At 37.1% G+C, this 19,993-nt stretch carries 18 protein-coding genes; 7 read left to right on the plus strand and 11 right to left on the minus strand.

Features of this window, described 5'->3' with window-relative positions:
* Position 1: 1 nt before the first annotated feature.
* Entirely contained in the window at positions 2 to 1,540 is a 1,539-nt protein-coding gene (locus C8N37_RS04830) for a YifB family Mg chelatase-like AAA ATPase (RefSeq protein ID WP_108157852.1), read from the minus strand.
* A 238-nt stretch (positions 1,541 to 1,778) separates the two neighbouring features.
* On the opposite strand from C8N37_RS04830, the gene C8N37_RS04835 reads away from it, so the two are divergent.
* From C8N37_RS04835 to C8N37_RS04865, 7 genes are all read left to right on the plus strand, one after another.
* The gene (locus C8N37_RS04835; RefSeq protein ID WP_094771691.1) at positions 1,779 to 2,048 is read left to right on the plus strand and encodes a YtxH domain-containing protein; all 270 of its coding nucleotides are present in this window, start codon (positions 1,779 to 1,781) and stop codon (positions 2,046 to 2,048) included.
* Positions 2,049 to 2,131: 83 nt separating this feature from the next.
* Positions 2,132 to 2,551, plus strand: coding sequence for a hypothetical protein (locus tag C8N37_RS04840; protein WP_108157853.1), 420 nt, complete (start codon positions 2,132 to 2,134; stop codon positions 2,549 to 2,551).
* On the plus strand, positions 2,526 to 3,035 hold the full coding sequence (locus tag C8N37_RS04845) for a hypothetical protein (RefSeq protein WP_108157854.1): 510 nt from the start codon (positions 2,526 to 2,528) through the stop codon (positions 3,033 to 3,035). The genes C8N37_RS04840 and C8N37_RS04845 overlap by 26 nt, the downstream gene beginning before the upstream one ends.
* 280 nt (positions 3,036 to 3,315) lie before the next feature.
* Positions 3,316 to 3,972, plus strand: a complete 657-nt coding sequence (gene trmB, locus C8N37_RS04850; protein WP_108157855.1) for a tRNA (guanosine(46)-N7)-methyltransferase TrmB — start codon at positions 3,316 to 3,318, stop codon at positions 3,970 to 3,972.
* Positions 3,973 to 4,158: 186 nt separating this feature from the next.
* Positions 4,159 to 7,410 carry a SusC/RagA family TonB-linked outer membrane protein gene (locus tag C8N37_RS04855; protein ID WP_108157856.1) on the plus strand — a complete coding sequence of 1,084 codons (3,252 nt, stop codon included), beginning with the start codon at positions 4,159 to 4,161 and terminating at the stop codon, positions 7,408 to 7,410.
* Positions 7,411 to 7,421: 11 nt separating this feature from the next.
* Positions 7,422 to 8,954: a SusD/RagB family nutrient-binding outer membrane lipoprotein gene (locus C8N37_RS04860; protein WP_108157857.1), complete on the plus strand. Its 1,533-nt coding sequence runs from the start codon at positions 7,422 to 7,424 to the stop codon at positions 8,952 to 8,954.
* Positions 8,955 to 8,974: 20 nt separating this feature from the next.
* On the plus strand, positions 8,975 to 10,495 hold the full coding sequence (locus C8N37_RS04865) for a DUF5689 domain-containing protein (RefSeq protein WP_108157858.1): 1,521 nt from the start codon (positions 8,975 to 8,977) through the stop codon (positions 10,493 to 10,495).
* Between the two features lie 57 nt (positions 10,496 to 10,552).
* Here C8N37_RS04865 and trhO read toward each other — a convergent pair whose 3' ends face one another.
* From trhO to C8N37_RS04915, 10 genes are all read right to left on the minus strand, one after another.
* Positions 10,553 to 11,545 carry an oxygen-dependent tRNA uridine(34) hydroxylase TrhO gene (gene trhO / locus C8N37_RS04870; protein ID WP_108158403.1) on the minus strand — a complete coding sequence of 331 codons (993 nt, stop codon included), beginning with the start codon at positions 11,543 to 11,545 and terminating at the stop codon, positions 10,553 to 10,555.
* Between the two features lie 167 nt (positions 11,546 to 11,712).
* Positions 11,713 to 11,928: a DUF3820 family protein gene (locus tag C8N37_RS04875; protein WP_108157859.1), complete on the minus strand. Its 216-nt coding sequence runs from the start codon at positions 11,926 to 11,928 to the stop codon at positions 11,713 to 11,715.
* Positions 11,928 to 12,683 (minus strand): glycosyltransferase family 2 protein, encoded by a 756-nt coding sequence (locus C8N37_RS04880; protein WP_108157860.1) that lies wholly within the window; start codon positions 12,681 to 12,683, stop codon positions 11,928 to 11,930. Before C8N37_RS04880 ends, C8N37_RS04875 begins: the two co-directional genes overlap by 1 nt.
* Before the next feature lies 1 nt (position 12,684).
* A complete protein-coding gene (locus C8N37_RS04885) occupies positions 12,685 to 13,596 on the minus strand; it encodes a glycosyltransferase (RefSeq protein WP_108157861.1) in 912 nt (303 codons plus the stop codon).
* A gap of 2 nt (positions 13,597 to 13,598) precedes the next feature.
* A complete protein-coding gene (locus tag C8N37_RS04890; RefSeq protein WP_108157862.1) occupies positions 13,599 to 14,240 on the minus strand; it encodes an FkbM family methyltransferase in 642 nt (213 codons plus the stop codon).
* A 27-nt stretch (positions 14,241 to 14,267) separates the two neighbouring features.
* Positions 14,268 to 15,623, minus strand: coding sequence for a flippase (locus C8N37_RS04895; protein ID WP_108157863.1), 1,356 nt, complete (start codon positions 15,621 to 15,623; stop codon positions 14,268 to 14,270).
* A gap of 58 nt (positions 15,624 to 15,681) precedes the next feature.
* Complete coding sequence (locus C8N37_RS04900; RefSeq protein WP_108157864.1) at positions 15,682 to 16,425, minus strand: DeoR/GlpR family DNA-binding transcription regulator; 744 nt, start codon at positions 16,423 to 16,425, stop codon at positions 15,682 to 15,684.
* A 75-nt stretch (positions 16,426 to 16,500) separates the two neighbouring features.
* Positions 16,501 to 17,760: a hypothetical protein gene (locus tag C8N37_RS04905; RefSeq protein ID WP_108157865.1), complete on the minus strand. Its 1,260-nt coding sequence runs from the start codon at positions 17,758 to 17,760 to the stop codon at positions 16,501 to 16,503.
* Positions 17,761 to 17,891: 131 nt separating this feature from the next.
* Entirely contained in the window at positions 17,892 to 18,617 is a 726-nt protein-coding gene (locus C8N37_RS04910; protein ID WP_108158404.1) for a YebC/PmpR family DNA-binding transcriptional regulator, read from the minus strand.
* A gap of 1 nt (position 18,618) precedes the next feature.
* Positions 18,619 to 19,569: an NAD-dependent epimerase/dehydratase family protein gene (locus tag C8N37_RS04915; RefSeq protein ID WP_108157866.1), complete on the minus strand. Its 951-nt coding sequence runs from the start codon at positions 19,567 to 19,569 to the stop codon at positions 18,619 to 18,621.
* Positions 19,570 to 19,993 lie beyond the last annotated feature (424 nt).

Raw genomic sequence — 19,993 nt, forward strand, 5'->3', positions numbered from 1 at the left:
ACTATCCTATCCAACTTTGGCGGTCAAGGCTTCTAAATTGAATAGCCTCCGCTAAATGATGGTTTTTGATATCAATTTCATGTTCCATATCGGCGATTGTCCTTGCAACTTTTAAAATGCGATCATAGGCCCGAGCAGATAAACCTAATTTTTCCATAGCATTTTTAAGTAATTTTCTTCCTTCAGCATCTATTTGGCATCTTTCCCGAACTTGTATACTACTCATTTGTGCATTATTATGGATATTTTGAAAAGCCCTGAAGCGTTCGTTTTGAATTTTTCTGGCTGCCATAACCCGTTCTCTGATGATATGGCTTTTTTCGGATTTTTGGTCAAACGTAAGTTCTTTAAAAGCCACTGGGGTCACTTCTACATGAAGATCAATACGGTCTAATAAAGGACCCGATATTTTACTTAAATATCGTTGTACGGTGTTGGTGCCACAGGTACAATCTTTTTCGGGATGATTATAGTACCCACATGGGCATGGGTTCATCGCTGCAATTAGCATAAAGCTCGCTGGATAGTCTACAGAAAATTTTGCTCTGGATATCGTAATGCTACGTGATTCCAAAGGCTGTCGCATCACTTCTAACACTGTTCTTTTGAATTCAGGAAGCTCATCTAGAAACAATACACCATTGTGCGATAAGGATATCTCTCCTGGCTGAGGATTCGTTCCTCCACCAACAAGTGCTACGTCCGAAATCGTATGATGTGGAGATCGAAAAGGTCTTCTAGTCATTAAAGATTCTTTTGCTGTTAATTGACCTGCCACAGAGTGTATTTTGGTTGTTTCTAAGGATTCCTCTATGGTTAATGGTGGCAATATTGTAGGCATTCTTTTAGCAAGCATTGTTTTCCCCGCCCCTGGAGGCCCTATCAAAATCAGGTTATGACCACCAGCTGCAGCTATTTCTAGCGCCCTTTTGATATTTTCTTGTCCTCTCACATCTCCGAAGTCGTCTTCATTTTGATTTGCATGATTTAAAAATTCATCCTCAATGGATACACTTGTTACTTTTAAATCACTTTTGTTATTAAAAAAATGAATTACTTGTAACAAATTATCGACACCCAGAACAGTTAAGTTTGAAACAATAGCAGCTTCTCTGGCATTTGTCTCTGGTAGAATTATACCTTTAAATTTGTCTTTTGCTGCTTGAATAGCAATGGGTAATATTCCTTTCACGGGTTGAATATTACCATCTAAAGAGAGTTCCCCCAAGATAAGATAATCTGCTAACCGATTTGCTTCTATTTGATTTGACGATGCTAATATGGCGGTTGCAATCGCCAAATCGTATGCTGAACCCTCTTTTCGAATATCTGCAGGGGCAAGATTAACGACTATTTTTTGCCTTGGCATTCGATAGCCACAAGACACAATGGCACTTTCTATTCTTTGTAGACTTTCTTTAACTGCATTATCTGGCAAACCAACGATATAGTATCTCGTACCTGCGGTTATATTTACTTCCACAGCTACAGAGGTGGCCTCGATACCATAAACGGCGCTGCTATAGGTTTTTGTTAACATAAAAATGGTTTAAACGGCTATTAAAGTTAATTAAATTTATCTAATAATTGTAAGAATTATTTTTTTTACCTTTAAAAATAACCTGAATTGTTTTTTTTGTTCAAATTTATTATATTGTAATAGCTGGTATTTATCATATATCAAAAAATATTGGCTTTTGGCAAACGATTTGCTTAGCTAATTGTATTATTACTGAATAAAACGGATTACAAAGGATTAACATTTTAAGTTTAATAATATGAATGATAATAGTAAAGTAGTATTGGCATTATTAGCAGGTTTGGCTGCAGGAACCGCTTTAGGAATTTTATTCGCACCTGACAAAGGAACAGAGACAAGAGACAAGCTTAATGAGTCATTGGCTGATTTGGGAGATGCTATTCGCGAACGCGCTGAAGAGCAGTTTGATCAGTTAAATGATTTTAAAGAAAAAGTTGTTGCTACTCTTAAAACAAAAATTAATAAAGGAGAAGAGATTTTCGAAGATGAAATTACAGAGCATGCATAAATAGCGGTAATTTTTACCTAAAGAAATTATTATCAATACTATAATCAGAGGCTTATAGCCTCTGGTTCTTAACATAGAAATAAATGGAAGAAGAAAAATTCTCGCTAAGTGGTACATTCCAAAAGACAAAGGAATATTTAGATTCGCAATTAAATTTAATTCGGCTAAAGACAGTGGAGCGATCTTCTCGTTTAATTGCAAGTTTGATTGTTGATGGTGCAAAAATAATTTTAAGTTTATTTATTGTATTCTTTCTTTGTCTTGCTTTGGGATTTTATTTAGGAGAAGTATTAGGAAGCAATTCTTTAGGTTTTTTAGCTACGGCAGTTATATTTTTGCTTGTACTCGTTTTGATTCGGGTACTTGAGCCGACGTTGGAGTCTAAATTTATGGATTTGTCAATTCGTCGATTTTCTGCGAAATGGACAGACGAATTAGAGGAAGAAGAAAATATTGTGAAACAAGAAAAAGTAGAAGATGACGAAACAAAGCAAAATTCATAACCTCGCAGAGTTGAAGGCGGAGATTACTCGTCTTAAGGTTTTAAAAAATGAACAAGAAGCGTACTTGAAATCGCAAATGACCTTGCTAAATCATAAAATAGAGACTCCTATGCGTATATTTAATGTCGTGAAATCAAATGTTCCGGGATTAAATATGATTACAGGACTTTTCTCTCCGGCAAAAAATAGTGGCGGCACAGATTCTGATTGGTTGACTAAAGTATTGCGAATTGGTGTGCCCTTCGTGATGAATCGATTTTTCTTTAAAAAAGCAAGTGTTTTGAAAAAAGCACTTTTATTATTAGCTTCAGAAAAAGCTCTTGGGCAGGTCAATCAGGATAGTATTACTGGTATTATTGCAAAAGTGACGGATTTTATTAAACCTAAAAAAAATAAAAAAAGAAAAGGGACCATCGGAACACCTCCCGTAGTGGAAGATCAGGTTAACGAATATGGTATTCCATCTTACAGTGAAACCTATTAAGATATATATTCTGTTAAGTTAGGTATGGTCTTCTGACTTATATCCTTGGAAATTGAATCTATTCTTTAGATCGCTCGTTTTCATTTTAACAGAAATATGTTTCTTGCTTTTTATGTGGTTTCTGGTAATAAGTGATCATTCATTTTTTTAAGATGATCATGCATTAAATTTTGATCAGATCATTTGATTTGAGTTTCTCTTAAGGTCTTCAACTAAATTTACCACATAAGCTATTGATTAGTGCAATAATAAGGTTATTTTTGCAGGATATTTTATTGTAATGGGTAAAGACAAACTTAGAAAATTTGCGGAGATTGGTACTTTTGACAATGTCGTAGAACTTGATGCTGGTAAAGCACTTAAAGGTCAATGGGCTAAATCGCATTTTAAAAATGATCATCCAATCGTTGTAGAATTGGCTTGTGGAAAAGGAGAATACACGGTCAATCTGGCAAAGCTTTTTCCCGAGAAAAACTTTATTGGTGTTGATTATAAAGGAAATCGTATCTGGAGAGGTGCTAAAACTGCTATCGAAGAAGGGATTCATAATGTTGGATTTCTTCGTATTCAGATCGAGACCATATTGGAACACTTTGAAGAAAATGAGATTTCTGAAATTTGGATCACATTTCCAGATCCTCAACCCCAAGAGAGTCGTGAGAAAAAACGTTTGACGAATCCTACTTTTTTAGGTCGGTATAAATTTGTATTAAAAGAAGGTGGATTGATGAATCTCAAAACAGATAATGATGGATTCTATAATTACACATTAGAACAGATAGAAATCTTGGGTTTGCATAAACATGCAGAGACCGCTGATTTATATCATTCTGATTTAGTAGATGAAGTATTATCGATCAAAACGTATTACGAAAAAAAATACTTAGCTGTTGATAAAAACATAAATTATGTAAAATGGTCTTTTGATCAGATTTAATAAATAAAAATAATCATATAAAAGGAGTGAGATTTTTAATTTACTCCTTTTTTTATGCTCTTGATTAACATGATGTTTATATTGCCTTCCATTTAGTAAAACAATGTTAACATAAAACTAGGGCTATCTTAATATAGTGATTGCATTTTTGTGCGGAAGTAAAACACGTTGACAAAACAATTTTGCATGAATCACGATTACCTATCTCATTTTAAAAAAGCACTGCTCGTATGTAGTATACTCGAATGCAGTTCTTATCCTCTTTTTGCGTCACATCTCCATCTTAAAACTCAAGAATCACCAGAAGAGATATTGGAACAAGAAAATATTTCTTTTCAGGGAAAAGTAGTGGATGGAAATGGACATCCACTTGCTGATGTTTCTATTCTTAATGGTAATAAGAGCATTGGAAAGACGGATAAAGATGGGGCATTTACATTAACGGTTGTTAAAGGAACAGTCTTAACTTTTAAGTCCTTGGGGCATCGCACCTATGAGGAGCATGTCAACAAACATTCTGCAGATGTCGAAATCAGATTACATGCTACCGAGCGCGCTCTTGAAGAAGTAGTTGTTACAGCATTGGGCATCAAGCGTGAAGAAAAGTCTCTTGGTTATTCGGTTAGTACGGTAAAGGGTGAAGAGCTTACGAATGCAGTTTCGAGCAATTGGATGGATGCGCTTTCTGGTAAAGTGGCGGGCCTCAACTTGATGCGCTCAGGAGCGGGTCCAGTAGGATCAACAAAGATTATTTTACGTGGAGAGAATAATCTTACAGGAGAAAATCAAGCATTGATCGTTGTAGATGGTGTGATGATCAATAGTGGATCAGGTCGACGATCAGGCAATGCCTCTGATGCTATTTATGGTACTGGTGGTGATAATATGCCAGCAGATTATGGTTCTGGGATGGATGATCTAAATCCTGAAGATATCGAAAGTGTTTCCGTATTAAAGGGACCGGGAGCAGCAGCTCTTTATGGACAAAAAGCAGCCAATGGTGCGGTGATTATTACGACTAAATCTGGCGCCAAAAGAAATGGAAAATCATTAGGGATCACCTTAAACTCCAATACTTCATTTGAAAGCGTCAATCGTTGGCCAGACCTCCAATATGAGTATGGTCAGGGGACCGGTGGCGCAGATTATTATTCATTCGGGACTTCAATTGATGGGGGGAGTACAAGCGGTACGAGTTCTGCATATGGACCTAAGTTTGATGGTCAATACTTTTTTCAATATGATCCGAACCTTCAAACAGTAGGCACAGAACGAACCCTTTGGAAGCCCTATAAAAATATCAATAGTTTTTTTGATATTGGTAAAACTTATATGAATACCCTCTCTATAGATGGTGGAACGGAAAAAACCAATGCACGCTTCTCGGCGACCAACGTGCGGAATACCTGGATTGTGCCTAATACGGGCTATGACCGTAATACAGTTGCTTTATCTGTCAACTCAAAGGTGAGTGATAAGTTGAGTATCACTTCGAAGGTAAGTTATAATAACCGGCATAGTGATAATCTACCAGGAGCAGGTTATGGTAATCAATCGTTGATGTATTGGTATATCTTTTGGCAACCTAGTGCAGACGTAAATTGGTTACAAGATTATTGGGTAAAAGGTAAGGAGGATCGGAAAATCATGTATCCATTTAGCAGTTACCCCGAAAATCCATATGCGATTTCTTATGAATTTATTAACCGTAATAATCGTAATACATTTACGGGTAATGCACAGGCCTCTTATCAGTTTTCAAAAGAATTTAGTGCACAAGTTAGAGCCTCTATCGATTTCTCCAGCGAAGATCGAGCACAGTTGCGACCTTATGATGCCGGTTCTAAATTAGCTGAAGGAAGTTACCGTACACAAGAAATTTTTTCAAAAGAAACCAATCTCGATTTCTTATTGAAATATGATAAAAAAATACATGAAGATTGGCAAATAACTGCTACAGGAGGTGGAGCTACATTACGTAATCACTATCGGATGACCTCTTTAGCATCGGATGGTCTAACTTTTCCTGGAGTATACAACCATACTAATAATAAGTATGGTATTAAAAGTGTTCAAGACATTAGAAATTTTGAAATCAATAGCTTTTATGGTTTAGTTACAGTAGGGTACAAAGATTATTTATTTTTTGATGCTACTGGACGTATGGATTGGTCGAGTACATTAGCTTCGTCCATCGTTCCCGATAAAAATGTAGGTTTCTTCTATAACTCGTTCAACAGTAGTTTGGTATTATCCGAATTATTTTCATTGCCCAAAACTATTAATTTTGCAAAATTGCGAGCATCTGTTGCTTGGGTAGGATCGGGAGTTGATGCTCCCTATATGACGCAGTTTGGATATTCAGGAGGTAATCCTCTTGTTGGAGGTTCACTGCAAAACCCATCTACACTGGTCAATCCTTATATCGAACCGCTTTCGACACGATCCATAGAATTTGGAACAGATGTGCGCATGTTTAAAAATCGCTTAAATGTTGATGTAGCAGTTTATCAAGGAAATACAAGTAAACAACATCTTTATCGTACGATAGATCCATCGTCAGGCTACTCCAGATACTTAATGAATATGGGTGAAGTTCGCAATAGAGGTTTGGAAGTCGCTATCAATACCAATCAACTTGTCAATAAGGAAGGATTTAATTGGTCATCGACGATCACTTATAGCGCTAACGGAAATACCATTATGTCTATTCCCGACTCTTCTATTGTGCTTCAATATCGTTCAGTCGGAAGTGGACAAATTGTAGGTTTACAAGGAGGAAGTATGGGAGATATGTATGGCATAGGATATCAACGTGCTCCAGACGGCCAAATTATATACGATGAAAAAACCGGTGTAGCCTTACTCACGGAACAGGTTGTCTATTTAGGTAACACGATTCCAACAGGCAAATTTAGTTTGGGAAATACATTTAGTTATAAAAATTTTAGATTAAACGTCTTATTTGATACTCAATGGGGAGCAGTTGGTCATTCGCTGACCCATTATAAATTAGCAGAACAAGGTAAAACAAAAAATACACTTCCAGGGCGCTATAATGGGATCATCGGAAACGGTGTTGTTTCCAACGGGGATGGTACTTATCGCAAGAATGATGTAGTCGCAACCAATATCGACGAATATTACCGCTCACATTATGGTCAAGACAATGCCGAAGGAAGTACATTTCCAACTGATTTTATCAAATTTCGTGAAGCAAGACTGGATTATTCTTTCAAAAAAGATGTTTTAAAACGGTGGGGATTAGATAGGGCTACTATCGGTCTTTATGGAAGAAACCTATTTATTTGGTCTAAATGGCCGGCATTTGATCCTGAATTTGGAACATTGGATGGTGGAGATATTGTAAAAGGTTTTGAAATCGCTCAATTTCCATCTACACGCACGATAGGATTTAATTTAGTCTTTGGTTTTTAAGCTGAAATACAATGAACAATACGATCAAAAAAATATCTTTTGCTTTTTTAGCATTATCGATGAGTCTGCAGTCCTGTGATAAAGGATTTATAGAGTTAAATACAGATCCTGTAAAAACAACTCATGCGTATCCTTCTCAATTTATGGCTAATGCATTTTTAAATGCGGTCACAGCCAATATGAATCGCAATAGAAGTTTCACCAATGAATTGATGCAAGTAACTGTCTCGATCGGTGAAGGAGATGGTAAAGTCTTTCGTTATGACTTTAGGCCAAGCTGGTCAAGTTATCTTTGGGATCAACATTACAAGCAACTGATGAACTTTAAGGATATGTATCTGACGGCTTCAGAAGGAATAGGACTCAATAGATCCTATCAAGCGGTTGCATTACTGGGGCAATCTTGGTTGTTTTCTATCTTGACCGACACGTATGGCGATGTTCCCTATTCAAAAGCTTTAATCGGGAGAGACTCACTTATTTTAGAACCTCAATTTGATAAACAACAGGATATCTACATCGGCATGTTTGAAAAATTTGAGGCCGCTAATCAATTATTCAAGGGAGGCGATGCCCTTGAAGCTTCTAGTGATCCCATCTTTGCCGGTGATGTTTTGAAATGGCGCAAATTTTCGAACTCTATGTACCTTCGGTTATTGCTTCGTATTGCACACAAAGCCGACGTCGGTCCCGATGCGATTAAAAAGATACAAGAGATCCTACAAGATCATCCAACTGAGTATCCAATCATGAGCAGTAATAGTGATGCCGCAGTTTTAAGATGGACAGGACAGGGGGCCTATGTATCACCATTTATGGGCACTAGAGCACAAGACTTCCGTGCGACCTCTCTTGCTTCTTTCTTTATTGATCATTTAAGAGATTGGAACGATCCACGTCTCCATATTCCTGAATATGGAACTAGTGGTATTAATAGATTGGGAATTGCACCTGTGTCTGGAAATTATGTTGGCGTAGAAAGTGGTTATGCTGCTGGAAATGCCGAGGATTATACGAAGTTGAGCTATTTTTATTCATATGACCAAAATGCAGGTGTCAATAGTTTGCAGACGGAACCATTGACTGGTATGTTGATGAATTATGCTGAAGTTGAGTTTATCAAAGCAGAAGCGATCATCAAAGGGTGGATTTCTGGTTCGGCCGAAACCCATTATAAGAGTGGAGTGGAAAACAACATTAAGCTTTGGATTCCTAATTGGACACTTCCTGTTCAGGATTATCTCACAAATGCAGACATACAATGGGACGAAAGTAAAACTGTAGCACAAAAAATGAAAATGCTGCATTTGCAGAAATATTATGCACTTTTTATGGTCGATATGCAGCAATGGTTTGAACACCGTAGAACAGGCTATCCCGTTTTACCAAAAGGTCCCGGTTTAAAAAATAATGGTGAAATGCCATCGCGCATGGTATATCCCGTTATCGTACAGTCTTCAAATCCTACAAGCTATAAAGAAGCTATTGCTAATCAAGGAGCTGATTTGATCAATACCAAAGTCTGGTGGCAGAAACCTGAATAGCAGATTCAATTGAAATTAAGATGAAAAAAATATTATTTAATGTCATAACAGTGATGGTGGTTCTGGTAGCCATTACATCATGTCAAGATACCCATTACCCGGGAGGTACAATTAGCTCTTACATCGGTATTTTTGATCTTCGAGCCTTATTTAAAGGTGAAATGGTTACGATCGATGCTGAAAAACTAGCAGGTTCAAGTAAGTTAGCCGCACTGGTTGTATCGGATCATAAAGGACGGAATCTGCCTGAAGGATTATTAGTCGTACAGGATACGAGGCGTTTAGGAAAATTACGAGGTATATCAATCGATCTGGGCGATGCTGCAATGAATTATCAACCAGGGGATTCGGTCATTATTGATCTTCTTGGAAGTCAACTTTTGCGAGAAGATGGTATTTTGAAGCTTAAAAATATTAAAGCAAATCAAGTTGCAAAGGTGGCTTCTGGACGACCAATTAGAAATAATGTTGTGACGTCGAAAGCGATATTGGAAAATCCGGAGGCCTATGAAAGTACGCTGGTTATTATTTTAAAGGGGGGATTTAATCCAATTCCTCAAGCAGGCGATGTACTTTTGGGAACTAAAGTCTTAAATGATGGTTTTGCAAACATTAATTTAGTGACAAATGAACAGGCTGAATTTTCACAACAATCACCCTATGTTCTAGGCAACTATTATGGTATAGTTTTCAATCAGGAAGATGGTAGTGGCGTACGGACTCCCTATCTGAGATGCCGTTCAAAAGAAGATATCCTGATGTTAAGTTCTGAAATTGAACTTGCATCTGTTTTGATCACAGGTTTTGCGAGCGATGTTAAAGGGTCAGATACCAACTATGAATATATGCAGTTTATGGCTACTGAAGATATCGATTTCTCTAAAACACCTTATGCTGTTGTTGTGAGCAATAATGCTAATGCTTCAACACCTACAGGTGCTCCAGCAAATGGATGGGCAACAGGTGGTATGAGAACTTATAAGTTTAATTTAACAACAGGTATGGCTCGTAAGGGGGCATTCTTTTATGTTGGTGGAAAATATCAGCTGATCAATGGAAGTGCTTCTACCAGTTTGGCTAGTGCCAATTGGGTGCTAAACTATGACTACAATGAAAATAATGGATTTGATTTTGGAAACAAGACATCAGGATTGTTAGCCAATAGTGGTAATGCCTTTGGCATAGCTGTTTTTAAAGGAACCACAGTGACTAAAGATTCCAAGCCAGTAGATGTTCTCTATAATTCTGGGGGCGGAGCGCTTTGGGAAGGTAATAAAGGATATCGTATTACTAATAATGATTTCTATGATGTTATCAATCCTTTGACTATGGAATCTCAGCCATTCTTCAAACAAGGTACAAATCAATTGTTTTTGAAGTACAATACGGCAGATGTTGGCTATTTCGTCAGTCTTGGCGGCGAGTATAATCTCACCCTAGGACGTTGGACAGTAGCTCGTAGCCAAAATAATGTAGAGATGAGTAAGACGTCTGTCATTACGGAAATAGAACATGAAGAAGCGACTAAACTGGTCGAATAATAGGTAGGATATATATCATAAAAGAAATGGGTTGAACTTACGTTCAACCCATTTCTTTTATAAAGAATTTTCTAAACTAACTTTTGGTGGAAAGTTTTTATGTTTTCTTTTGCTTATTTTTTCGATATTAACAGGTTGAGGTATTTTTACATAATAACCTGTGCCGTCATAAGGACGTTTTAATGGGTCTTCCTGACAGGCAGTTGAGCAACAACCTTCTAATTTTTCTCCACATTCGTCGCATTGTGTAAAGTGCTCATTACAAGTTGGGCTTGCACAATTGATCATTTTGGGAGTTTGATTACCACAATTTTTGCAAGTGGAAACCACTACTGGATTAACCGAATTCACATCAACTGTTACTCGGTTATCAAAGACATAACATTTACCATCAAAATCTTTACCACCAGCTTCTTTACCATATTTGATAATTCCTCCATGTAACTGGTAAACATCTTCAAAACCTTCTGCTAATAATAGCGCTGAAGCTTTTTCACATTTTATACCACCAGTACAATAGGTTAAGATTTTTTTTCCTTTATACTGTTCCAGTTCTTTTACTTTTTCCGGAAATTCTCTGAAATTTTCCATGTCTAACGTGACCGCATTTTTAAAATGTCCCACATTGTGTTCGTAATTCGAACGAACATCCAATACAACGACGTCATCCCGATCTTTCATTTCCATGAATTCTTTCGGTTCTAGATGTATACCCGTTTTCAACGTTGGATCGATTATTTTTGGATCGCGTAAACCAGAATGAACAATTTCGGATTTGTAACGGCAGTGCATCTTAATAAAAGAAGGTTCTGTTACATCGTCAATCTTGAACTCGGTATGATTGAATCTACCATCCGCATAAATGGCATCCATGTATGCTTGGCAAGACTCTGGTGAGCCCGAAACCGTTCCATTAAGACCTTCGTCTGCAACGATAATACGTCCAACTAGGTTTAATGATTTACAAAATTCTAAGTGATCTGCTGCAAATTTTTCTGCGTCAGCAATAGGACTGTAGCAATAGTACAGTAAAGTTTGATAGTGTGCCATAGTTTTCATTGATACCGCTGCAAACGGCGTTTAATGCAAATGAATTATAGGACAAACTTAGCTAAAAATTGGAAATTATACAATTTTTAACGTTTTCTCATCGACCTATGAAGAACAAATATCATGATGAAACATAAAAAATATGACGGTGAAATAAATGATATTCATCATTTTTTCTTCAAAGGCTCCAATAGATACTCCAATCCATTTAATTTTATCTCATAAAGAGTACCCAATTGAATCCCCAGCTTTCCCGCAGGAAAACCCTTTTGATGGAACCAAACCAGATAAGGCTCGGGTAGATTACATAAAGTATAGCCTTGGTATTTTCCAAAAGGCATTTTTACTGTTACCAGCTCCGTTAATATTTCAGGGTTCATCATTAGTCTGCAGGATTACCATTTTTGATACGAAAGACCATCATCTTTAGGGCAATCACGAGGTGATTGAATAGATTGGGAATTGTACCGTAATATTTTTGAAAGATTATAAAACGCTCTTTTAAAGATTCTCGATGTTTTTGTTTAGACATTCCTCCGACTAAATATCTTGCGACATGCTGATGGGCATTGACACATATATTGGCTTTTTTAGCGGCTTTGATAACCCAATCAATATCCGCACATAAAGTATACTGGAGATCATACGGTTCGGCGAGAGTTCGCTTGACATAAATAGCTTGATGGCAGATATTCATACCGTAGCGAAAGCTCTTCCAATTAAAATGTGCAGGAACTTGATGTCGGCGTTCGCCAATGATTTCACGTTGATCGTTGATTAAAAAGGTTTCACCGTACAATATATCTGCTCCTTCACTTACTTCGGCGAGATTAGCCAAGGTTTCTTTACTATACAATTCGTCCCCTGAATTTAAGAAAAGAACATAATCACCGGTTGCAAGTGCTAAGCCCTTATTCATAGCATCGTAAATTCCTTTATCTTTTTCGGAAACAAGAATATCAATATTTGATTTGTATTTTTTTATCAGATCCAGCGTTCCATCCGTAGACACTCCATCAATGATGATGTATTCAATATGTTTATAAGTCTGGTTGACAACCGATTTTATGGTATGCTCGATATCCCGTACATTATTGTAAACGACTGTAATGATGGAAAACGTCGGATTGTTATACATACTATTTTTTTAGTTCGTTAAGTTTCTTTTTAGCAAAACGGATTCCTCTTTTCCAGATGGAGCCTTTTCTATGGGCATAAAAATACTTAATTGATTCATAAGCTTGTGTATGCTCTTGAATTTCTTGCGGAAATTCCGTTATTTTTTTATCAGCAAGAACGACATGGTAAGTCGATTCGGCTGCGGTATGTGTACCTGAACCGTCATTACCAATGTTTTGGGTTAATGAATTCCGAGGATAGAGCACCAAACCATTATTTTTGAAAACAGAGGCATACCAGCGGATCGCCCAAGAATTAATTTTACCAGCTTTAAATTCCTGTACCTGTTTCCAGAAATTTTCTTTTCCTTCTATACTAAATTGATAAATTTGTTCCGCTGTAAAATCATCGGTCAACTGGTGTATATCCGGGTTAAAGTACTTCCAGGCATGATCCCAAGTTGCCCATCCCCAACTATTTGCAACACGAAAGAAAAATGTTTCGGGTAGCATCTCTAGATCTTTCAGAGGATAACCGTATCCTGATATTTGCATCACACGATCTTCATGCTGATACCGAGCCAAAGCATCGTTAAAGTAGGTCAAGGCAAACGGAGATGTCGTCAGATCATCTTCCAAGACTATAATTTGGCCATATTGCTTGACGACTTTAGAAACCCCATCAATCACATTTGCTGCCAGTCCACAATTTGTATCTCGTAAAGTGAGGTGTATTTTTTTAAATTTCCAATCTCTCTTTATAATTTCTCTTACCTGTTCCACAGCAAGTTTTGATCCTTCATTTTTTGGAGCATCTGAATAGATGAATAGTTCGGAAAATGAAGCCAAATCGTTCTTTTCCAAAGCCTTTAAGGTGCTTAATGTGTGATCTGGTCGATTGTATACAAATAAGATAATGGGTGCTGTCGACATTCTTATATTCCTAAACAGTTATTTTCTTTATAAAATAGAGCGGTTACCTTTCTATGAATCGCGCCGATCGCAATTCCGGAGAAGGGGATGTGTTTAAATCCTTGTTGTATCAGATAGTCCATCGCTGGTTGATAATGTTCTCTTTCCGCATCGTCCAATATGAGCACACCTGTTTCACTTAATCTTTGAATGGCATTTTTGCAACAAGCGATTCGTTTTCTGCCATCAACAATGATGATATCAAAAAGCTGATCTTTTTGTAGGATTGCATGCACATAATCATCGCCCTCTAAACCAATGTGTTTTATTTCTACATGGGCAGGCATTTGATTTTTAATGCGTTCAAACCAATTTTTATCATGTTCAACAGCGGTTACTTTTTTGACATGCTTTGCATAAAATAGGGTAGAATTACCGGCTCCATATTCAAAAAGTAACAGTTCTTTATTTAATCTGCCTTCGATAAAGTCTAAAAAGGAATAAGTCAACCAAGGAATTGGATTTCCGTCTGGATCTAGAGATTCTTTTTTTAAATACGAGTTGGTCCAGCCCGTTTCTACGAAATATCCTTTAAATGCCAAGGAGAGGAGACCTTTTATCAATTTGCTATTGAGTAATGAACGATAACTACCTGTTTTTTCCATTTATTAAAGTTTATAATAGAAATAAACTTAACGATTTATTTTTAAAAATTTCTCTTTTACAGTAGATAATAATCCAAGTAGAAATAGTGATCTAATCATTAAAATTGCATTTGGTCGAGTTCTTTTAATGAATATGAGGAAAAAAGTAGATGCAAAATAGGCAATTAAAGTAGCATAAGCAGCTCCAATTATTCCAAATTTTGGGATAAAGATGTAATTCAATATGACATTGATAATCGCCCCAAATGCCGTACGGTAGAGTGTGATTTTAGTAAGTCCTTCAGCAATTAGGAATTGTGCGCTCGCTGTGCCTAAGAATGTAAATACACCAGCCCAAATATGCACTTGAAGCGTGTGTAACCCTTCTCCATATTCTGGAGCATAATAATATTTAAAAAGAAAAGGAGCCATGAATGTAACCACCAATGCTACTGAAACACTTACAAATACCATAAGTTCATACAGGTTGCCCAATCTTTTCTGGTATAATTCGGGACTTCCTTTTCTGGCATTCATAATCGCTGGAAACAGTGATGTAGAAATTGCGACGGGCATAAAATACCAGCTTTCGCTTAGGCTTACGACTATAGAATAGACTCCTAACGCTGATTTTCCTAATAAAGCATCGATCATGAGTTGATCTATCTTCATGTAAAAGGTGATAAACAAAGAAGAAAATGCCAGTGGCCACCCTAATTTGATCAGTTCTTTGGCAGTCGTTTTATCATATTTCCAAGCTGAAATACGATGACCAAGTTTATGATAAAGGGCTAGATAGCCGAGTTGTAAAATAATCACATCAAAAACTAAGGTCCATATAAAAGCATCTAAAGGAGCTTTCAAGAGTATGAGTGTTAGTTTTATTGCAGCAGAAAGAACATTACCCCCAACTTGTACGATCATGATCATTTTACCTTTTACCTGTGCCTGAAAAAAGCTATCGATGATCTGTACCGCTTGAATAATACAGATTAGCGATACCAGGGCAACTTGTTTGAAAGAGGCCGCAGGAGCTTCTGGTGCGAAATGAGTAATGAGGAAATAGGTGAGATAAACCAGGGGTAAAACTAAAAAGCCTGTTATGACCCGAATACGTAGAGCGGAGCCTAGCAACACCTTTTCTTTTTCAGGATGTTGTAATAGTTGCCGAGTGATTAGACCATCTGTACCCATTGTCGCGATTCCGGTAAAAAAGGCCAGTAACACTAAAGGATAGTTGTAAGTTCCAAAATTTGCACTACCAAGATAGGAGGGCAATGCAAATGAGGTCACCAACATTTTGACAAAAAGAGATCCAACACGTGCCAACAAAAGCCAACCTGTGTTTTTGAAATATTTTTCGAATGCTTCTGGATTAAATCCTGGTAATGCTGGTATTTTCATTATGATGCAAACCTACTGATTTTTTTTAGAGGTTTGCATGAGAATGAAGCGTATATTGTTAGAGCACATTAATAGCACTGGTGAATTCTGATAGGCTCGGATGTGTGGGTTCAAGATCTGTGACCAGATAATTGACATCATGAAGCGGTACCACTTTCATTTTTTGAACCGAGTTCAATTTTTCAGCAATACTTAAGATTACCAATTTACTCGAACACTTAATCATCGCTTTTTTAATCTGGACAACTTCCCAATCCGAATCTGTTACACCATCCTGAGTGGAAAGGCTATTTGTTCCCAATAAACAAAGGTCAACTTTAATGTCCGATAATTCGTTGGTTACTTGAGATCCAGATACGATATTTGTATTTCTGGATAATTTTCCTCCGATTAAAATAACTTCCAAATTCGGCTTTTCAGCGAGCTCGAGTGCGACCAGAGGGCTAATGGTGAAAATAGTACATTGTAGACTATCAGGAACAAGTCGAGCTAGCTCGATCATGGTTGTACCACCACCTGCCAGAATCGTCATCCCATTCTGAAGTAAAGAAATGGCTTTCTTGGCGATTTCTTTTTTAGCCTCTTTTGCATATACATTGCCATCTTGAAAAGGAAATTGAAAAGACTTTGATAACGCACCACCATATACTTTTAGTACTTTTCCATTTTCTGCCAATTCATTTAAATCACGACGAATTGTATCTTCAGAAACATTGAGCTGAATGCTTAAGTCTGACGATAATACTTTATTATGTAAATTGATTTGGTGTATAATGAAAGCTTGTCTTTCCTCTTTTAACATGACAGATAGTTTATATAGTCGAAATTATTTATATACAAATGTAATTAAATGAAGGTATAAAAAATAAATGTTTTTTTAATCGGTATCCTTATTTTTTAATTTCGTTACTCCTGCTTTAAAACGAGGCTTAAATCCAGCAGGTTTGCTGCTTTCTTGTGTCGGCAGATCCACTGGGGCTGTTTCCGTTGTGGGAATTGATGCAACCGTTTTATCAGTTTGCCCTTCCACTTGCTGCTCAGTTGGTATGTTATCCTGTGCTGCTGTTGCTTGTTTCGTGATTCCTGCTTTAAAACGAGGCTTAAATCCAGCAGGCTTGCTGCTTGTTTCTGTTGGCAGATCCACTGGGGTTGTTTCCGTTGCGAGATTTGATGCTACCGTTTTATCAGTTTGCTCTTGCTTCTCAGTTGGTATGTTATCCTGTACTGCTGTTGCCTGTTTTGTGATTCCTGCTTTAAAACGAGGCTTAAATCCAGCAGGTTTGCTGCTTGCTTCTGTCTGCAGATCCGTAGAGATTGTTTCTGTTGCAGGATCAGATGCTCCTAGATGATCAGTTAGCTCTTGCGCTTGCTGCTCAGTTGGTATGTTATGCTGTGCTGCTGTTGCTTGTTTTGTGATTCCCGCTTTAAAACGAGGTTTAAATCCAGCAGGTTTGCTGCTTGCTTCTGTCGGCAGGTCCGCTGAGGTTGCTTCCGTTGCAGGATGAGATGCTCCTAGATGATCAGCTTGTCCTTCCGCTTGCTGATCAGTTGGTATTGTGTTTTGTTCTGCAGCCGGTTTTGTTACTCCCGCTTTAAAACGAGGTTTAAACCCAGTAGGTTTTACTATAACATCATTATCGGAAGCAGAATCACTTGTTTTATCAACACGATTATTTGATGTTTCAGTTTCTTGAGGTACAATATCCTGTGTTACTGTTGGAGCTTTAAAACGAGGTTTAAACCCAGTAGGCTTAGCTGGACCGTCATTATCGGGTGCAGATTCACTTATTTTTTCAACACGATTAATTGGTGTTTCAGATTCCTGAGAGAGCACATCCTTTTTCGGTGCGGGAGCTTTGAAACGCGGTTTAAAGCCAGTAGCTGTAGTAGTCGCTTCTGCTTTCACAGATTGCTGTTCTTTTACAATAGCTTGCTGTACTTCTTTTTTGTCGATCGGCGTTTCTGCTAGATGATAACTTTTACGGAGCTTATTAAACCAAAATTTTTTTGTATGATCAAAACTTTTGGATCCCATAGCCATATAATGCTTTTTAAATTCTTCATAAAGTGAGTTGTCGGCTTTTTGTAAAGCCGTTAAGTCAATCTTTTTTTTAGCGAAAAATTCTTCAAAAGTCATCCTGAAAACATTTAGTCTACTACAAATGTATAGTATTTTATTAATCTTTAATAGTTTGAAAAGGATTAAGCTTAATTTGGAGTATAAAAAAAGAGCTTTACGCTCTTTTTTTATACTGTAATAAGTTTGGACTATGCCATATTGTGATATACCGCTTGAACGTCATCATCTTCTTCGATTTTATCGATCAATTTTAAGACGTCTACGGCATCTTCTTCCGAAATATCGGTGTGAGATAAAGCGATACGCTCTAACTTGGCAGAAGAAACAGCAATACCTTTTTCTTCCAATAAGCGTTGCATATTTCCAAAATCTTCAAATGAAGTTTGAACAACCACAACATCATTTCCTTCTTCATCGGCCTCTACATATAATTCTTCAAGACCACCATCGATAAGTTCCAGTTCCAATTCTTCAATATCGACATCCTCTGTTGCAGGAAATCTGAACAATGATTTACGGTTAAAAATAAAGTCCAAAGATCCAGTTTTACCCAATGTACCACCAGCTTTAGTAAAATAGCTGCGTATATTGGCAACAGTTCTATTGGTATTATCGGTTGCCGTTTCAATTAAGATTGGCACACCATGGGGGCCATATCCTTCATATACATATTCTTCGTATCCTTTAGAATCTTTTTCAGAAGCTCTTTTAATAGCTGCTTCTACACGATCTTTAGGCATATTAACAGCTTTCGCATTGTTTATCGCTGTACGTAATCTAGAATTTGACTCTGGGTGAGGACCGCCTTCCTTCACTGAAATTGCAATTTCTTTACCTAAACGCGTAAATTGGATTGCCATTTTGGCCCAGCGTTTAAATTTACGTTCTTTTCTAAATTCGAAAGCTCTTCCCATATTATAGTTTGTTTGTTTTAAGATTCTCAATCATATCGGCAGTAAGCTTTGCTAAATCAAAAGCAGGCTTCCAATTCCAATCTGTTCTCGCTGGAGAATCTTCAATACTAGCAGGCCATGAATCTGCAATCGCCTGTCTAGGATCATTCTCCGAGTAAGAGATTGCAAAATTAGGAAGAATTTTTTTAATTTCTTCAGCAAGTTCTTTTGGCGTAAAACTTACACCCGTAAGATTGTAACTTGAACGAATCGTTAAACTTTCTTTTGGAGCATCCATCAGTTGTAAAGTACCGCGAATAGCATCATCCATATATAACATTGGTAAAGCGGTATCTTCCGATAAGAAGCATTCGTAGCTACCTTTTTTCAATGCATCATAAAAAATGTGTACTGCATAATCAGTGGTTCCACCTCCTGGCTCAGCTTTCCATGAAATAATACCAGGATAGCGAATACTACGGATATCCAATCCACGGTGTTCTTGGTACCATTCGACAAGTCTTTCTCCAGCCAATTTACTGATACCGTAGATCGTGTTTGGATCCATGATACAATATTGTTCGGTATTTGTTTTAGGAGAATGCGGTCCGAATACAGCAATTGAACTTGGCCAAAAGATTTTTGCTATTTTATATTCAACAGCTAGGTCTAGGACGTTCAAAAGGCCGTTCATATTGAGATCCCATGCTTTTTGAGGATACTTTTCACCAGTTGCCGATAACATGGCGGCCAATAAATATACTTGTGTTGGTTTATATTTTTGAAATAAGGATTCTATAGCACTTTTATCAAGTACATTTAGGGGTTCGAAAATTTCCCCGTCCTTTAAATTTTGGGGTTCTCTAATGTCGGATGTAACGACACTTTCGGTCCCAAATTTTTCTCTTAAAGCTGTAGCCAATTCAGTTCCGATTTGACCATTTGCACCGATTATAATAATGCTTTCTTTCATCGATGCAAATATAGTATTTTTATTATCCTAATCAATGTTTCAAAAGTAGCATTTGAACTTAATTTTCTGCCTCTTATTTTTCAGTAAAGTATTTATTATCATGGTATTATTGTGACTTTGTTTGATGTTTTATACCCTTTTTTTTAGTCTTTTTTTTATCGAAATTCTTGATATTTTTTTCATTTACTAGCCAGACTATACAAAGCAATCGATTGCTTGTTTTTCACTAAATAGGGTCAGATTTATCAAATCATTTTATTTCGTTTTTAAATCTCCCTTATTGCACCCTTTTTAGTGCTAATTATTGACGCTATTATCTTGATCATATTTTGTGATGCATACATATGCTTAGGGTTTGGTCTTGACATGTTAATCTGGCGTCCCTGTTATTTTGCACATGAAAGCGTGTTGATTACTGTGCGCT

The organism is Sphingobacterium faecium (assembly GCF_003054045.1).
Taxonomy (GTDB): domain Bacteria; phylum Bacteroidota; class Bacteroidia; order Sphingobacteriales; family Sphingobacteriaceae; genus Sphingobacterium; species Sphingobacterium faecium.

Coding starts and splice junctions, on each gene's coding strand:
- C8N37_RS04830 (WP_108157852.1), bottom strand. CDS start 1,540: ATGTTAACAAAAACCTATAGCAGCGCCGTTTATGGTATCGAGGCCACC.
- C8N37_RS04835 (WP_094771691.1), top strand. CDS start 1,779: ATGAATGATAATAGTAAAGTAGTATTGGCATTATTAGCAGGTTTGGCT.
- C8N37_RS04840 (WP_108157853.1), top strand. CDS start 2,132: ATGGAAGAAGAAAAATTCTCGCTAAGTGGTACATTCCAAAAGACAAAG.
- C8N37_RS04845 (WP_108157854.1), top strand. CDS start 2,526: ATGACGAAACAAAGCAAAATTCATAACCTCGCAGAGTTGAAGGCGGAG.
- trmB (WP_108157855.1), top strand. CDS start 3,316: ATGGGTAAAGACAAACTTAGAAAATTTGCGGAGATTGGTACTTTTGAC.
- C8N37_RS04855 (WP_108157856.1), top strand. CDS start 4,159: ATGAATCACGATTACCTATCTCATTTTAAAAAAGCACTGCTCGTATGT.
- C8N37_RS04860 (WP_108157857.1), top strand. CDS start 7,422: ATGAACAATACGATCAAAAAAATATCTTTTGCTTTTTTAGCATTATCG.
- C8N37_RS04865 (WP_108157858.1), top strand. CDS start 8,975: ATGAAAAAAATATTATTTAATGTCATAACAGTGATGGTGGTTCTGGTA.
- trhO (WP_108158403.1), bottom strand. CDS start 11,545: ATGGCACACTATCAAACTTTACTGTACTATTGCTACAGTCCTATTGCT.
- C8N37_RS04875 (WP_108157859.1), bottom strand. CDS start 11,928: ATGATGAACCCTGAAATATTAACGGAGCTGGTAACAGTAAAAATGCCT.
- C8N37_RS04880 (WP_108157860.1), bottom strand. CDS start 12,683: ATGTATAACAATCCGACGTTTTCCATCATTACAGTCGTTTACAATAAT.
- C8N37_RS04885 (WP_108157861.1), bottom strand. CDS start 13,596: ATGTCGACAGCACCCATTATCTTATTTGTATACAATCGACCAGATCAC.
- C8N37_RS04890 (WP_108157862.1), bottom strand. CDS start 14,240: ATGGAAAAAACAGGTAGTTATCGTTCATTACTCAATAGCAAATTGATA.
- C8N37_RS04895 (WP_108157863.1), bottom strand. CDS start 15,623: ATGAAAATACCAGCATTACCAGGATTTAATCCAGAAGCATTCGAAAAA.
- C8N37_RS04900 (WP_108157864.1), bottom strand. CDS start 16,425: ATGTTAAAAGAGGAAAGACAAGCTTTCATTATACACCAAATCAATTTA.
- C8N37_RS04905 (WP_108157865.1), bottom strand. CDS start 17,760: ATGACTTTTGAAGAATTTTTCGCTAAAAAAAAGATTGACTTAACGGCT.
- C8N37_RS04910 (WP_108158404.1), bottom strand. CDS start 18,617: ATGGGAAGAGCTTTCGAATTTAGAAAAGAACGTAAATTTAAACGCTGG.
- C8N37_RS04915 (WP_108157866.1), bottom strand. CDS start 19,569: ATGAAAGAAAGCATTATTATAATCGGTGCAAATGGTCAAATCGGAACT.